1 protein-coding gene (only partly in view) is annotated in these 16,001 nt (G+C 70.1%); it reads left to right on the top strand.

Annotation, left to right across the window (positions count from 1 at the left end; translation table 11 throughout):
* A protein-coding gene (locus NOCYR_RS23965; protein ID WP_014353003.1) for a non-ribosomal peptide synthase/polyketide synthase crosses the window boundary here: on the top strand, nucleotides 1–16,001 show its 3' portion. Its footprint begins 27,688 nt before the window's first position; 16,001 of the gene's 43,689 nt are visible here — the last part of the coding sequence; its start codon lies beyond the left edge, outside the window; the stop codon is at nucleotides 15,999–16,001.

Here is a 16,001-nt window from a genome sequence, read left to right as displayed (position 1 = left end):
CCCGCACCCGCGGCGAGGCCCCCGGCTGGGCGCCGCTGCCGGTGCAGTACGCCGACTTCGCGCTGTGGCAGCGCGACACGCTGGGTTCGGAGGACGATCCGTCCTCGCTGATCGCCCAGCAGGTCGCCTACTGGTCCAGCACGCTGGCCGGACTGCCCGAGCAGCTGGACCTGCCCGCCGACCGGTCCCGGCCCGCGGTGGCGTCCAACTGCGGTGAGGTCTACGAGTTCGGCATCGACGCCGAACTGCTGCGCGGACTCAACGCGCTGGCCCGCGAACACGGCGCCAGCCTGTTCATGGTCGTGCACGCGGCCTTCGCGGCGCTGCTGTCGCGGTTGTCCGGCAGCGACGACATCGCCATCGGCACCGCCGTCGCCGGCCGCGGTGAGGCCGCGCTCGACGACGCCATCGGCATGTTCGTCAACACCCTGGTGCTGCGCAGCGAGGTACGGCCCGATGAGCCGTTCACCGAGCTGCTCGCCCGCACCAGGGAAACCGATCTTGCGGCCTTCGGGCACGCGGATCTGCCGTTCGAGCGGCTGGTGGAGATCCTGAACCCGGCACGTTCGCAGGCGCGGCATCCGCTGTTCCAGGTGATGCTGTCGTTCCAGAACACCGGTGAGACCACCTTCGAGCTGCCCGGCCTCGAGGTCGCCGGACTGCCGCTGGATGTGGTGACGGCGAAGTTCGATCTGCATCTGAACCTCACCGATAGCGCCGACGGCATGAGCGCCGAATTCGCTTACGCCACCGACATGTTCGACCGCGACACGGTCGCTTCGCTGGCCGAGCGGCTGCTGCGGATGCTGAGTGCGGCCGTGGCCGAGCCGGCCGCGGCGATCGGCGATGCCGATCTGCTCGACGCCGGCGAGCGCGAGCGGCTGGTGTCGGAGTGGAACGCGACCGAGTTCGACGTGGCCGCCGCGCTGTCGGCGAGCCCGTCCGGGACCGATCCGGCGACGCTGGTGGCGATGTTCGAGGCGCAGGCCGCGCGCACCCCGGACGCCCCGGCGCTCACCTTCGCCGACACCACGCTGACCTACGCCCAGTTCAGCGCCCGTGTGAACCGCCTGGCCCGGCATCTGATCACGCTCGGGGTCGGCCCGGACACCCACGTCGCGCTGGGTATGCGGCGTTCGATCGAACTGGTCGTGGGCATGTACGCGGTGGCCGTCGCCGGCGGCGCCTACGTGCCGCTGGACCCCGATCATCCGGCCGACCGCACCCGCTACGTCCTCGACACCGCCGATCCGGTCTGTGTGCTGACCACCGCCGCCGACGAGTTCGACGCGGGCCAGCGCACCACGCTGGAGATCGAGGCACTGGATCTGTCCGGCTACTCGGCCGCACCGGTGACCGATGCCGAGCGCACCGCGCCGCTGCTGCCGACCCATACCGCCTACGTCATCTTCACCTCCGGCTCGACCGGCCGCCCGAAGGGTGTGGCGGTCGCGCACGCCGCGATCGTGAACCGCCTGGTGTGGATGCAGTCGGCCTACCAGCTGGACGCCTCCGATGTGGTGTTGCAGAAGACGCCGTCCACCTTCGACGTGTCGGTGTGGGAGTTCTTCTGGCCCTTGCAGATCGGCGCACGCCTGGTCGTCGCCAAGCCGGACGGCCACCGTGATCCCGGCTACCTGATCGAACTCATCACCGCCGAGCGGGCGACCACCACGCACTTCGTGCCGTCGATGCTGTCGGTGTTCGTCGCCGAGGAACGTGCCGACGAATGCACCAGCCTGCGCAACGTTTTCGCCTCCGGTGAGGCGCTGCCCGCCGCCACCGCGCAGCGGATGCAGGAACTGACCGGCGCCCGGCTGCACAACCTCTACGGCCCGACCGAAGCCGCGGTCGACGTCACCTTCCACGAGGTGACCGAGGCGGACACCGTGTCGGTGCCGATCGGCGCGCCGGTGTTCAACACACAGGTGTACGTGCTCGATGCCCGCCTGAACCCGGTGCCGACCGGTGTCGCGGGTGAGCTGTATCTGGCCGGCGTGCAGCTGGCGCGCGGGTATGTGGCGCGCCCGGATCTCACCGCGGATCGGTTCGTGGCCAACCCCTTCGGCACCGGCGAGCGCATGTACCGCACCGGTGACCTGGTGGCCTGGAACCGCAACGGTGAGCTGGACTACTTGGGCCGCACCGACTTCCAGGTGAAGCTGCGCGGTCTGCGCATCGAACTCGGTGAGATCGAGGCCGCGCTGACCGGGCTGGACGAGATCGCCCAGGCGGTCGTGCTGGTCCGCTCCGATGACCGCCTCGGCGACCAGCTCGTCGGCTACCTGGTGGCCACCGCGGGTCAGAGCATCGACCTGGAGAGCGTGCGCGCCCGCCTCGGCGCCGAACTGCCCGCGTACATGGTGCCGACGGCATTCGTGGTGCTCGATCAGTTCCCGCTCAACGCCTCCGGCAAGCTCGACCGCAAGGCGCTGCCCGCGCCGGTGTTCGAGGCCAAGGCGTTCCGTGCGCCGTCCACCCCGATCGAGGAGATCGTCGCCGGCACCTTCGCCGACGTGCTCGGTGTGGCCAGGATCGGCCTGGACGACGACTTCTTCGCCCTCGGCGGCAACTCGCTGCTGGCCACCCAGGTCACCGCGCGACTCGGCGCGGCACTGGACACCCAGCTGGCGGTGCGCGACCTGTTCGAGGCGTCCACCGTGGCCGCGCTGGCCAACCGGGTCGAGCGCAACGCCGGTTCCGGCCGGGCCCGCCCCGAACTGACCGCGGGGGAGCGGCCGGAGCGCATTCCGCTCTCGCCCGCTCAGCAGCGGTACTGGTTCCTCAACCAGTTCGACACCGCGACCTCGGCGGTGGACAACATTCCGCTTGCGGTGCGGCTGTCGGGCCGCCTGGATGTGGCCGCGCTGGAACAGGCCATCGGCGACGTCTTCGCCCGGCACGAGGTGCTGCGCACCATCTACCCGCGTTCGGCCGAGGGCCCGCACCAGGTGATCGGCTCGGCGGAGCGGTACGCCCCGCACCTGACGGTGATCGCGGTGCCGGAATCGCAGCTGGTGGCCAAGGTCATCGAATTCGCCATGACCACCTTCGACGTCACCGTCGAGGTGCCGCTCGCGGTGGCGCTGTTCCGCATCGTCGCCGACGACACCGGCGCCGCCACCGACGACCACGTGCTGGCCTTCACCGTGCACCACGTGGCCGCCGACGGCTCCTCGATGGGCCCGCTGGCCCGCGACGTGATGGCCGCCTATGTGGCCCGCGTCAACGGTGACGCCCCGCAGTGGGCGCCGCTGCCGGTGCAGTACGCCGACTACGCGCTGTGGCAGCGCGCGGTGCTCGGCGACGAGGACGATCCGGAATCGCTGGCCGCCAAGCAGGTCGCGTACTGGAAGGCCACGCTGGCCGATCTGCCCGATCAGCTGGAATTGCCCGCCGACCGGCCGCGCCCACCCGCGCAGTCGTTCCACGGCAAGGCCATCCGGTTCGAGATCGATCCCGAGCGGCACGCCCGCCTGCACGAACTGGCGCGGGCCAACAACGCCTCGCTGTTCATGGTGGTGCACGCGGCGCTGGCGGTGCTGCTGTCGCGGCTGTCGGGCACCGATGACATCGCCGTCGGCACCCCGATCGCCGGTCGCGGTGAACGCGAACTCGACGACCTGATCGGCATGTTCGTCAACACCCTGGTGTTCCGCACCGCGGTGACGCCGGGCGCGCCGTTCACCGAGCTGCTCGCCGATGTGAAGGAACGCGACCTGGAGGCGTTCGCCAACGCCGACGTGCCGTTCGAGCGCCTGGTCGAGGTGCTCAACCCGGTGCGTTCGACCGCGCGCAACCCGCTGTTCCAGGTGGGCCTGTCGTTCCAGAACCTGGCCGAGACCACCTTCGAGCTGCCCGGCCTGTCGGTCAGCGCGGTGAACTTCGATTCCCAGCTGGCCAAGACCGACCTGCACGTCACCCTGTACGACCGCTATGCCGACGACGGCACCCCGGCCGAGATCATCACCGAATTCGGTTACGCCATCGACCTGTTCGACGAGGCGACGGTGCAGGGCTTCGCGGATCGCTTCGTGCGGGTGCTCGATGCCGTGGTCGCGGACGCGTCCGTGCCGGTGGGTGAGATCGATCTGCTGGCACCGGCGGAGACCGAGCGCATCGTCGCCGAGTGGAACGACACCGTGCACGAGGTCGACGCGTCGGCCACGCTGGTCTCGCTGCTGGATGCGACCGTCGCGGCGACCCCCGAGGCCGTCGCGCTGGTCGCCGACGAGCCCACGGGAATCCGCGAAATCACCTACGCGGAGCTGGATCAGCAGGTCAACCTTCTGGCCCGCTACCTCATCGGACGTGGTGTCGGACCGGAGGACCGGGTCGCGCTGGCCATCCGGCGCAGCGCCGATCTGGTGACCGCCATGTACGCGGTCGCCAAGGCCGGTGCCGCCTACGTGCCGATCGACCCGGATCAGCCGGCCGAGCGCACCGACTACATCCTCGCCACCGCGGCACCGGTCTGCGTGCTGACCACCGCGCGCGACGATTTCCGCACCGGCGCCGCCGATTCCGTGCGGATCGACGAGCTGGACCTGTCCGGATTCGCCGCCACACCGGTGGCGGCCGCCGAACGACGCGGGGAGCTGACCCCGGCGCACACCGCCTACGTCATCTTCACCTCGGGTTCGACGGGTCAGCCCAAGGGCGTGGCGGTGCCGCACCGCGCGATCGTCAACCAGTTGCTGTGGGAGACGGCCGAATACGCGCTCGGCGCCGACGACGCGATCCTGCTGAAGACGGCCGCCACCTTCGACCTGTCGGTGTGGGAGTTCTGGACCGCCGCCGTCTGCGGTGGGCGTCTGGTGATCGCCACCGCCGACGGGCACCGCGATCCGTCCTACCTCAATGAGCTCATGCGCGGCACCGGCGTCACCACGCTGCATGTGGTGCCGTCGATGCTGGACGCGCTGCTCACCGAGTCCGGCGCAGCTCTGCCCGCGAGCCTGCGCCGGGTGCTGGCCATCGGTGAGGCGCTGCCCGCCGCGACCGCACAGCGCTTCCTCGCGGGTAACAGCACCGAGCTGTTCAACCTCTACGGCCCGACCGAGGCGGCGGTGTCGATCACCAGCCACCGCGTCACCCCGGCCGACGAGCTGTCGGTGCCGATTGGTGCGCCGGAATGGAACAGCCGGGTCTACGTACTCGACGCCAGGCTGCGGCCGGTGCCGGTGGGTGTGTCCGGTGAGCTGTACCTGGCGGGCACCCAGCTCGCGCGCGGCTACTTCGGCCGTGCCGACCTGACCGCCGATCGCTTCGTCGCGGATCCGTTCGGCACGGGCGAGCGCATGTACCGCACCGGTGACCTGGTGGCCTGGAACAACGCCGGCGAGCTGGAGTACCGGGGCCGCACCGACTTCCAGGTGAAGATCCGTGGTTTCCGCATCGAGCTCGGCGAGATCGAGGCCGCGCTGCTACGTCAGCCGAACATCACCGCTGCCGCGGTGCTCGCGCACACCGATCCGAACATCGGTGACCGGCTGGTGGCCTATGTGGTCTCCGGCGGCGGTGCGATCGAGCAGCGGCAGTTGCAGGCGGCGCTGGCGGCCGAATTGCCGTCGTACATGGTGCCGTCGGTGGTGGTCGAACTCGACGCGCTGCCGCTCAATGCCAACGGCAAGCTGGACCGCAAGGCCTTGCCGGAGCCCACCTTCGAGAAGGCGGTGTTCCGCGCGCCGGTCACCCCGATCGAGCAGATCGTGGCGAATGTGTTCGCCGAGGTGCTGCGGATCGCGGACCGCCCGGATTCCGAAGACAAGCGTCTGGGCCTCGACGACGACTTCTTCGCCTGGGGCGGTAACTCCCTGCTGGCCACCCAGGTGGCGGCCCGGCTGGGCGAGGCGCTCGACACCCGGGTGCCGGTTCGGTTGCTGTTCGAGGCGTCCACGGTGGCCGCGCTCGCGGTGCGGGTGGAGCAGCACGCCGAAGCGGGCGGGCGCAAGGCGCTGGTCGCCGGCCCGCGTCCGGCGGAGATTCCGTTGTCGCTGGCGCAGCAGCGGATGTGGTTCCTCAACCGCTTCGACACCGATTCGGCCGCCTACAACGTGCCGATCGCGGTGCGGTTGAGCGGCGATCTGGACATCGCGGCACTGCGCGCCGCCATCGCGGACCTGGTCACCAGGCACGAGATCCTGCGCACGGTCTACCCGCAGTACGACAGCGGTCCGGTGCAGGTGATCCTGCCGCCGAACCGGGCGATCCCGCGCCTGGACGTGCGGGTGATCGCGGCGGAGGAGATCGAAGCCGCCGTGGTGGAGCTGACCTCGACCCTCTTCGATGTCACCACCGAGGTGCCGATGCGGTTGGCGCTGTTCCAGGTCGCGGACGAGAACGGTTCCCCGCGTAGCGAATACGTGCTGGCCATGGTCGTGCACCACATCTCCGGTGACGGTTCCTCGGTCGGCCCGCTGACTCGGGACCTGATGACCGCCTACGCGGCCCGCTCGGGCGGCGAGGCGCCGAACTGGGCGCCGCTGGCGGTGCAGTACGCCGACTACAGCATCTGGCAGCGCGAACTGCTCGGTGACGAGAACGACCCGAAGTCGCTGGCCGCCAAGCAGGTCGCCTACTGGGCCGAGGCGCTTGCCGATCTGCCCGACCAGCTGGATCTGCCGTCGGACCGTCCGCGTCCGGCCGTGCAGTCCTTCGCCGGTGGCAAGGTGGAGTTGCACGTCGACGCCGGCACCCATCGCGCGCTGATCGAACTGGCCCGCGCCGAGGGCGCGACGCTGTTCATGGTCGTGCACACCGCGCTGGCGGTGCTGCTGTCGCGGCTGTCGGGCACCGACGACATCGCCATCGGCACCCCGATGGCGGGTCGCGGTGAGGCCGTGCTCGACGACCTGATCGGTATGTTCGTCAACACGCTGGTGTTCCGCACCCGCGTGGACGCCGGCGAGCCGTTCACCGAGCTGCTCAACCGGCAGCGCGATATCGACATCCAGGCCTTCGCCAATGCCGACGTGCCGTTCGAGCGCCTGGTCGAGGTGCTCAACCCGGTGCGCTCGACCGCACGGCACCCGCTGTTCCAGGTGGGTCTGTCGTTCCAGAACCTGGCCCAGGCCAGCCTGGAACTGCCCGGGCTCGCGGTGTCGGGGCTGGATATCGACACCCAGCTCTCGCAGTTCGATCTGCACCTGATCGCCACCGACCGTTACGGCGACGCGGGTGAACCCGCCGGCATCACCGGCTTCTTCACCTACGCCACCGATCTGTTCGATCACGGCACGGTGCAGGGCTTCGTCGACCGGTTCGCCCGCCTGCTCGGTGAGATCGTCGCCGCGCCGCGCACCCCGGTCGGCGATATCGAACTGCTCGACAGTGCCGAGCGCAGCCATCTGGTGGCGGGCCGCAATGCCACCGAGCATCGGGTCGACACCGAGGCCACACTGGTCTCGCTGCTCGACGCGACCGTGGCGGCGGCGCCGAAGTCGGTCGCGCTGGTCACCGACGACGGCACCCAGCTCACCTACGGTGAACTCGACGCGAAGGTGAATCGCCTTGCGCGGCACCTGATCTCGCTCGGCGTCGGTCCCGAGTCTCGGGTGGCGCTGGCGCTGCGGCGTTCGGTGGATCTGGTGGTCGCCATGTACGCGGTGACCAAGTCCGGTGGCGCGTATGTGCCGCTGGATCCGGATCAGCCGGCCGAGCGCACCGGCTACATCCTGGAGACGGCCGCGCCGGTGTGCGTGCTGACCAACGCCGACGCCGAGTTCGATTCGGATGCGGCGCCGGTCATCTCGCTCGACGAGCTGGACCTGTCCGCACTCAGCGATGCGCCGGTCACCGACGCCGAGCGGGTGGCGCCGCTGCTGCCGCAGCACACCGCCTACGTGATCTTCACCTCCGGTTCGACCGGCCGCCCCAAGGGTGTCGCGGTACCGCATGCGGCCATCGCGAACCAATTGCAGTACAAGGTGGCCGAATTCGGGCTCGACGCCGCGGACGCGGTGCTGCTGAAGACGGCGGCGACCTTCGACCTGTCGGTGTGGGAGTTCTGGTCGGCGGCGGTCTGCGGTGGCCGGTTGGTCATCGCCGCGCCCGACGGCCACCGCGACCCGGCGTACCTGAACGAGCTGATGGCCCGCGAATGGGTGACCACCCTGCACGTGGTGCCGTCCATGCTGGACGCGCTGCTGACCGGTGAGCTGCCGGATTCGCTGTGGCGGGTGCTGGCCATCGGTGAAGCACTGCCCGGTTCGCTGGCCCAGCGGTTGCGCGAGTCGCATCCGCGCACCGAGCTGTTCAACCTCTACGGCCCGACCGAGGCCGCGGTCTCGATCACCACCCACCGGGTCGGCGCGGCCGATATCGCCTCGGTGCCGATCGGTGTGCCGCAGTGGAACAGCCAGGTCTACGTGCTGGACGCCCGCCTGAACCCGGTGCCCGACGGTGTGGCCGGTGAGCTGTACCTGGCCGGCGCGCAGCTGGCCCGCGGCTACTTCGGCCGCGCGGACCTGTCCGCGGAACGGTTCGTGGCCAACCCCTTCGGCACCGGCGAACGCATGTACCGCACCGGTGACCTGGTGGCCTGGAACCGCCACGGCGAGCTGGAGTACCGGGGCCGCACCGACTTCCAGGTGAAGATCCGTGGTTTCCGCATCGAGCTCGGCGAGATCGAAGCGGCGCTGCTGGCGTTGCCCGAGGTCGCGCAGACCGCGGTGGTGGCCAAGTCCGATCCGCGCACCGGCGATCGCCTGGTGGCCTACCTGGTGCCGTCGGCGGGCGCGGCCACACAGGTGGACGAGGTCGGGCTGGAACGGCAGCACGGCGGTCTCGAGGTGGCGCAGGTGAAGTCGGCGCTGACGGCGGCCCTGCCGTCGTACATGGTGCCCTCTGCGTTCGTGGTGCTGGACGCGCTGCCGTTGAACGTCAACGGCAAGCTCGACCGCAAGGCGCTGCCGGAGCCGGAGTTCGAGGTCCAGGAATTCCGTGCGCCGTCGACCCCGATCGAAGAGATCGCGGCCGGTGTGTTCGCCGAGGTCCTCGGGTTGCAGCGGGTCGGTGCCGACGACGACTTCTTCGCCCTCGGCGGTAACTCGCTGCTGGCCACGCAGGTCGCGGCCCGGTTGGGTGCGGCGCTGGACGCTCGGGTTCCGGTGCGGACGCTGTTCGAGGCGTCCACCGTGTCCGGGCTCGCGGTCAAGGTCGAGCAGCATGCCGGCGCCGGTGGCCGCCGGGCGCTGGTCGCGGGTCCGCGCCCGGAGCAGGTGCCGCTGTCGCTGGCACAGCAGCGGATGTGGTTCCTCAACCAGTTCGACACCGCCTCGGCCGTCAACAACATCCCGGTCGCGGTGCGGCTGAGCGGCGACCTCGATGTGGATGCGTTGCAGCTGGCCGTCGCCGATGTCGTCGGCAGGCACGAGACCCTGCGCACCGTCTACCCCGAACAGGGCGGCGCCGCGCATCAGGTGATCCTGCCCGCCGATCAGGCGGTGCCGGACCTGACGCCGGTCGCGGTTGGTGCGGCGGAACTGCGTGAGCGGATCGTCGAGGTGATCTCGGCGGGCTTCGACGTGACGGTGGAAGTGCCGTTGCGCGCCAAGCTGTTCCAGGTGGACAACGCCGATTACGTGCTCGTGTTCGTCGCCCATCACATCAGCGCCGACGGCTGGTCCATGGGTCCGCTCACCCGCGACGTGATGGTGGCATACGCCGCCCGCGCGAACGGTGTAGAACCGGGCTGGGCGCCGCTGCCGGTGCAGTACGCCGACTTCAGCATCTGGCAGCGCGAGGTGCTCGGCTCGGAATCGGATCCGGAGAGCCTGATCAGCCAGCAGGCCGACTACTGGCGCGCCGCGCTGGCCGGACTGCCCGACGAGCTGAACCTGCCCGCCGACCGCACCCGGCCAACGGCCCAGTCGTTCGCCGGTGGCCGCGTGGTGTTCCCGATCGAGGCCGAGCTGCATCGCAAGCTGGCCGAGGTGGCCAGGGAGCAGAACGCGACCATGTTCATGGTCGTGCACGCCGCGCTCGCGGTGTTCCTTGCCCGCATGTCCGGCACCGACGACATCGCCATCGGCACCCCGGTCGCCGGTCGCGGTGAGGCCGAACTCGACGACGTCATCGGCATGTTCGTCAACACGCTGGTGCTGCGCTCGCATGTGCGCGGCGAGCTCACCTTCGGGGAGCTGCTCGCCGCCACCAAGGACGCCGACCTGCAAGCCTTCGCGCACGCGGATCTGCCGTTCGAGCGGCTGGTGGAACTGCTCAACCCGGAGCGTTCGACCGCGCGCCATCCGCTGTTCCAGGTGGCGCTGTCGTTCGAGAACCTGCCGGACACCAGCTTCGAGCTGCCCGGCCTGCACGTCGAGGCCGTCGATTTCGACGTCGACACCGCCAAGTTCGATCTGTCGCTGACCATCCGCGAGGCCGCGGGTGACGACGGCGCCGGCATGTACGCCGAATTCTCCTTCGCGCGTGACCTGTTCGACGACGCCACTGTCGAGGTGTTCGCGCAGCGCTTCACCAGGCTGCTCGAATCCATCACCGCCGCACCGCAGCAGCCGGTGGGCGATCTGCCGATCCTGGCCGACGCCGAATACGAGCTGCTCACCCACGTGCACGGCGAAGACGTGATGGCCACCGGCCTGCTGCCGGATCTGCTCACCCACGGCGCCCGGATCAACCCGGACCAGATCGCGGTGCGCTACGAGGGCCGCTCCATCACCTACCGCGAACTCGACGAGTACTCCTCGCGCCTGGCGCGGGTGCTGATCGACCGCGGGGTCGGGCCGGAGCGCATCGTCGCGCTGTCGTTCCCGCGCTCCTACGAGATGGTGGCCGCGTTCTGGGCGGTGGCCAAGGCCGGCGGCGCGCACGTGCCGGTCGACCCGTCGTATCCGGAAGACCGGATGCGGCACATGGTCAACGATTCCGGTGCCGTGCTCGGCCTGACCGCGCACCAGTACCTGGACCGGCTGCCGCGCGAGGTCGAGTGGCTGTGCCTGGACGATCCGGTCACCGACGAGCTGATCGACGCGCAGTCCAGCGCGCCGGTCACCGATGACGACCGGATCAGCTCGCTGGCCATGCGTCATCCGGCCTACGTCATCTACACCTCCGGCTCGACCGGTCTGCCCAAGGGCGTCATGGTCACCCACGCCGGTATCGGTGGCCTGGCCGATGTGGCGGCGGATCTGTATCACCTGGAATCGCATCACCGGTTCCTGCACATCTGCTCGCCGAGCTTCGACCCGTCGGTGCTGGAGTGGGTGGTCACCCACTACACCGGCGCCACGCTGGTCATCGTGCCGTCGCACATCATCGGCGGGCCGGACCTGGCCGAACTGCTGCGTGCCGAACGGGTGACGCACACCGTCATCACGCCCGCGGTGCTCGGCACGGTCGATCCCGAGGGCCTGGACGAACTCGAGGTCGTCTCCGTCGGTGGTGACGTCACCACCCAGGAACTGCTGGCCAAGTGGGAGCCGGGCCGTAAGTACTTCAACGCCTACGGTCCCACCGAGACGACGATCATCTCCTCCTACGCGCGGCTGACCGCGGGCAGCCATGTCACCATCGGTTTCCCGGTGCACGGCATGACCGCGCTGGTGCTCGACGCCCGCCTGAACCCGGTGCCGCCGGGTGTGGCCGGTGAGCTGTACCTGGCCGGTGGCGCGCTGGCACGCGGGTACCACAACCGCCCCGACCTCACCGCGGACCGGTTCGTGGCCAACCCGTGGAGCAGCGAGGGTGCGCGCATGTACCGCACCGGTGACGTGGTGCGCTGGTACGCCGAGCCGGAACTGCGCGCGGGTAATGCGGCTGTGGAGTCGGTGAAGTGGGAACTCGACTACGTCGGCCGCTCGGACTTCCAGGTGAAGATCCGCGGCTTCCGCGTCGAGCTCGGGGAGATCGACACCGCGCTCGGCAGGCATCCGGACGTGGAGTTCGCGATCACGCTCGGCCGCGAAACCGAGGCGGGCGCGACGATCCTGGTGTCGTACGTGCTCGCGACCCCGGGCCACGAGATCGACACCGAGCGGCTCACCGAGTTCGTCGCGCGTTCGCTGCCGCCGCATATGGTGCCGTCGGCGATCGTGGTGCTCGACGAGATCCCGCTGACCCCGGTCGGCAAGCTGGACCGCAAGGCGCTGCCGGAACCGCAGCTCGCGCCGCGTGAATTCCGGGCGCCGGTCACCGAGGTCGAGGCGATCATCGCCGAGGTGTTCGCCGAGGTGCTCGGCGTGGACCAGATCGGTGTGGACGATTCGTTCTTCGCCCTCGGCGGTGACTCGATCCTGTCCATCCAGCTGGTGTCGCGGGCCAAGGCTCGTGGCGTGGTGTTCACCCCGCGCGATGTCTTCGAGCGGCGCAGTGTGGCCTCGCTGGCCGAGGTCGCCACGCTCGGCGCGGCGCCCGGTCAGATCAGCCTCGAGGAACTGCCCGGCGGCGGAGTCGGCGAGATCCCGCTGACGCCGATCATGGCGCAGATCCTGTCGGGCGGCTCCTCGTTCGACCGGTTCTCGCAGTCCATGGCGCTGCGCCTGCCCGACGGCATCGACCGGCCGACCCTCGTCGCCACCATCGCGGCGGTGTTCGACCACCACGATGTGCTGCGTTCGCGGTTGCGCCGCAACGATTCCGGCTGGACGTTCGAGGCGCTGGAACGCGGTGCCGTCGACGTCGACGCGCTGGTGCACCGGGTCGACGCGCCCGCCGACATCAGCGAGGCCGGACTCACCGAGCTGGCCACCGCCGAATTCGATGCCGCCCTGGGCCGATTGGATCCGGCCGGTGCCGCGATGGCGCAGTTCGTCTGGTTCGCCTTCGACGGCGAGCGGCGCGATGTGCTGCTGATCGTCGCCCACCACTTCGTGGTCGACGGTGTGTCCTGGCGCATCCTGATCCCGGACTTCGCGGTGGCGTGGTCGCAGCTGGCCGCCGGTCAGCCGGTGAGCCTGCCTGCCAACGGCACCTCGATGCGGCGCTGGGCGCACAGCCTGGTCGACGCGGCCGCCGACGCCGAGCGGGTGGCGGAACTGCCGTTCTGGCAGGAAGTCACCGCCACGCCCGATCCGCAGCTGGGTGCGCGGGCCTTCGATCCGGAGGTCGACACCTTCGCCACCGTGGAGCGGGTCGAGGTGTCGCTGTCGGCCGAGGTCACCGACGCCGTGCTCACCGCGGTGCCGAGCCTGTACCGCGGCGGTGTCAACGACGGTCTGCTGTCGGCGCTGGCCATGGCGGTCGCGCGCTGGCGCGGTGGCGATGCGGCGCTGATCAAGCTCGAGGGGCACGGTCGTGAGGAAGAGGTCGTGCCGGGCGCGGATCTGTCGCGCACGGTCGGCTGGTTCACCGCGGCCTACCCGGTGCGGCTGGCGCTCGGCGAGGCCGATCTCGACGACGCCTTCGCCGGCGGCGCCGCGCTCGGCGCGATCGTCAAGTCGGTGAAGGAGCAGCTGCTCGCGGTGCCGGACAAGGGCCTCGGCTACGGCATGCTGCGCTACCTCAACGACGAGACCGGCGCGCAGCTCGCCGGCGGCTCCACCGGCCAGATCAGCTTCAACTACCTGGGCCGGATGTCGGCCGGGGAGATCCCCGAGGAACTCACCGAGGTCGGCTGGGTGCCGGTGGACGATCTCGGCCGCCTCGATGTCGAGATGGACCGGGATATGCCCGCCAACGCGGTGCTCGACATCAACGCCATCGTCACCGACGGCGCGGACGGACCGGAGCTGGGCGCGTCGCTGGCGTTCCCGTCCGGGCTGCTGACCCGCGAACAGGTGCGCGAGTTCGCCGACCTGTGGGTGGCCGCGCTCGAGGCGCTCGCCGCCCATGCCCGTCGTCCGGACGCCGGTGGTTTCACGCCGTCGGATATGGCGCTGGTGCACGTCGGCCAGAGCGATCTGGAGCAGTGGGAGCGCGAGTTCCCGGCGCTGACCGAGGTGTGGCCGCTGTCGCCGCTGCAGTCCGGTCTGCTGTTCCACGCGCTGATGACCCAAGCCACCGTCGACGTCTACACCATGCAAGCGGTGGTGGATCTCGGTGGCAGCCTGGATGTTTCGCGGCTGCGGGCCGCGGCGCAGGGCATCATCGACCGGTACCCGAACCTGCGCACGGCCTTCGTCACCGATTCGTCAGGGCAGGCGGTCCAGGTGGTGCTGGACAAGGTCGAGGCGCCGTGGACCGAGGTGGATCTGCGCGAGCTGCCCGAGGCCGAACGCCTCGGCGAGTTGCAGCGCCGCATCGCCGCCGATCAGGCCACGCACTTCGATATGGCGGTGCCGCCGCTGATGCGGTTCACCCTGTTCCGCACCGGCGAGACCCAGTGGCATCTGGCGATCACCACCCACCACATCCTGCTCGACGGCTGGTCCATGCCGCTGCTCATGCGGGATCTGCTGGTGCTGTACGCGGTGCGCGGCGATCAGACCGCGCTGCCGCGGGTGGCCTCCTACCGCAACTTCCTCGGCTGGCTGGCCGGACGCGACCGCGAGGAATCGCTGCGGGCCTGGGCCCGGGCGCTCGACGGTCTCGGCGAGCCGACCCAGCTGGCGCCGCAGCCGCGCGGCACCGAGGACTACGCCATCGGCAAGCTGATCACCGAGATCGACGCCGACCGCACCCGCAAGCTCACCAAGCACGCCGCCGAACTCGGCGTCACGGTGAACACGCTGGTGCAGGCCGCGTGGGGCATCCTGCTCGGCAGGCTCACCGGCCGCGCCGACGTGGTGTTCGGCGCGACGGTGTCGGGTCGTCCCGCGGAGCTGCCGGGCGTGGAGTCGATGGTGGGCCTGTTCATCAATACGCTGCCCGTGCGGGTGCGCATCGATGATCGGCAGAACGTCGGCGAACTGCTGGAAGGTTTGCAGCACGAGCAGGCCGACCTGCTCGACCACCACTACGTCGGGCTGACCGATATCCAGCGGGTGGCCGGCCCGGCCTCGCAGTTCGACACGCTGCTGGTGTTCGAGTCGTATCCGATGGACAAGGAAGCCATTTCGGCGGCCAGCTCCATCGACGGCATGTCGGTGACCGGTGTCGGCGTCAACGACGCCACGCACTACCCGCTGACGCTGCTGGTGACGGCCGAGTCGACCATCGAGCTGACGCTGAAGTACCTGCGCAGCCGGTTCACCGCCGAAGAGGTCGAGGTGCTGTCCACCAGGTTGCAGCGGGTGCTCGACGCACTCGTCGGCGACCCGGCCGGACTCGTCGGCGATATCGACATCCTCGATGCCGGGGAGCGGGCCCGCCTGCTCGCCGACTCCGGGATCGCCGCCGCGACGGCCGCACCGGAACCGGTCGGCCGGGTCGGCGCCCGCACCGTCGCCAAGGTGCTGGCCGAGGTGGTCGAAGAGGATCCGCAGGCGCCCGCGCTGCTCGCCGGCGACGAGGAGATCGCCTTCCAGGTGCTGGACCGCCGGTCCTCGCAGCTGGCGCGACTGCTCATCGCCCGCGAGGTCGGCCCCGGTGACGTGGTCGCGGTGACGCTGCCGCGTTCGGTGGATTCCGTGGTGGCGGCCTGGGCGGTCCAGAAGGCAGGCGCCGCCCTGCTCTTCGCCACCGGCTTGACCACTGACGAGATCCGTTCCGCCGGAGCGGCTTTCGTCATCGGTACGACCGACGGCCTGCCGGGTCTCGACCCGACAGATCCCGAGATCGCGGCCGAACTCACCGCCGCCCCGGGCCACCCCGTCTCCTACACCGACCGAGCCCGCCCCCTCGGCGAAGACCACCCGGCCTTCGTCCTGCTCACCGACGGCACCCCGACGGTCCTGACCCAAACCCAGGCCCTCGACCGCGCCGAACACCTGCGCGAGGTGAACGAAATCGACTACGAGTCGGCCACCTTCACCACCGCCGGTGCCGGCCGCCCCGCCGTCGACGAGTTCCTCACCGCCACCACCGCCGGCGCCCTCTCGGTCCTCCCGACCGGCGCCGACCCCGCCGACGACATCGCGGACGGCGAAGTGACGCACTGGTTCGTCGCGTCGGGCGAGGGGACTGATGGGGTTGGGGACGTGCGGATCGTGGGCGAAGGGTAG

It is taken from the genome of Nocardia cyriacigeorgica GUH-2 (assembly GCF_000284035.1).
Taxonomy (GTDB): Bacteria; Actinomycetota; Actinomycetes; order Mycobacteriales; family Mycobacteriaceae; genus Nocardia; species Nocardia cyriacigeorgica_B.
Note: the sequence above shows the minus strand (reverse complement) of the source record. Positions and strands in the feature narration are given on the sequence as shown.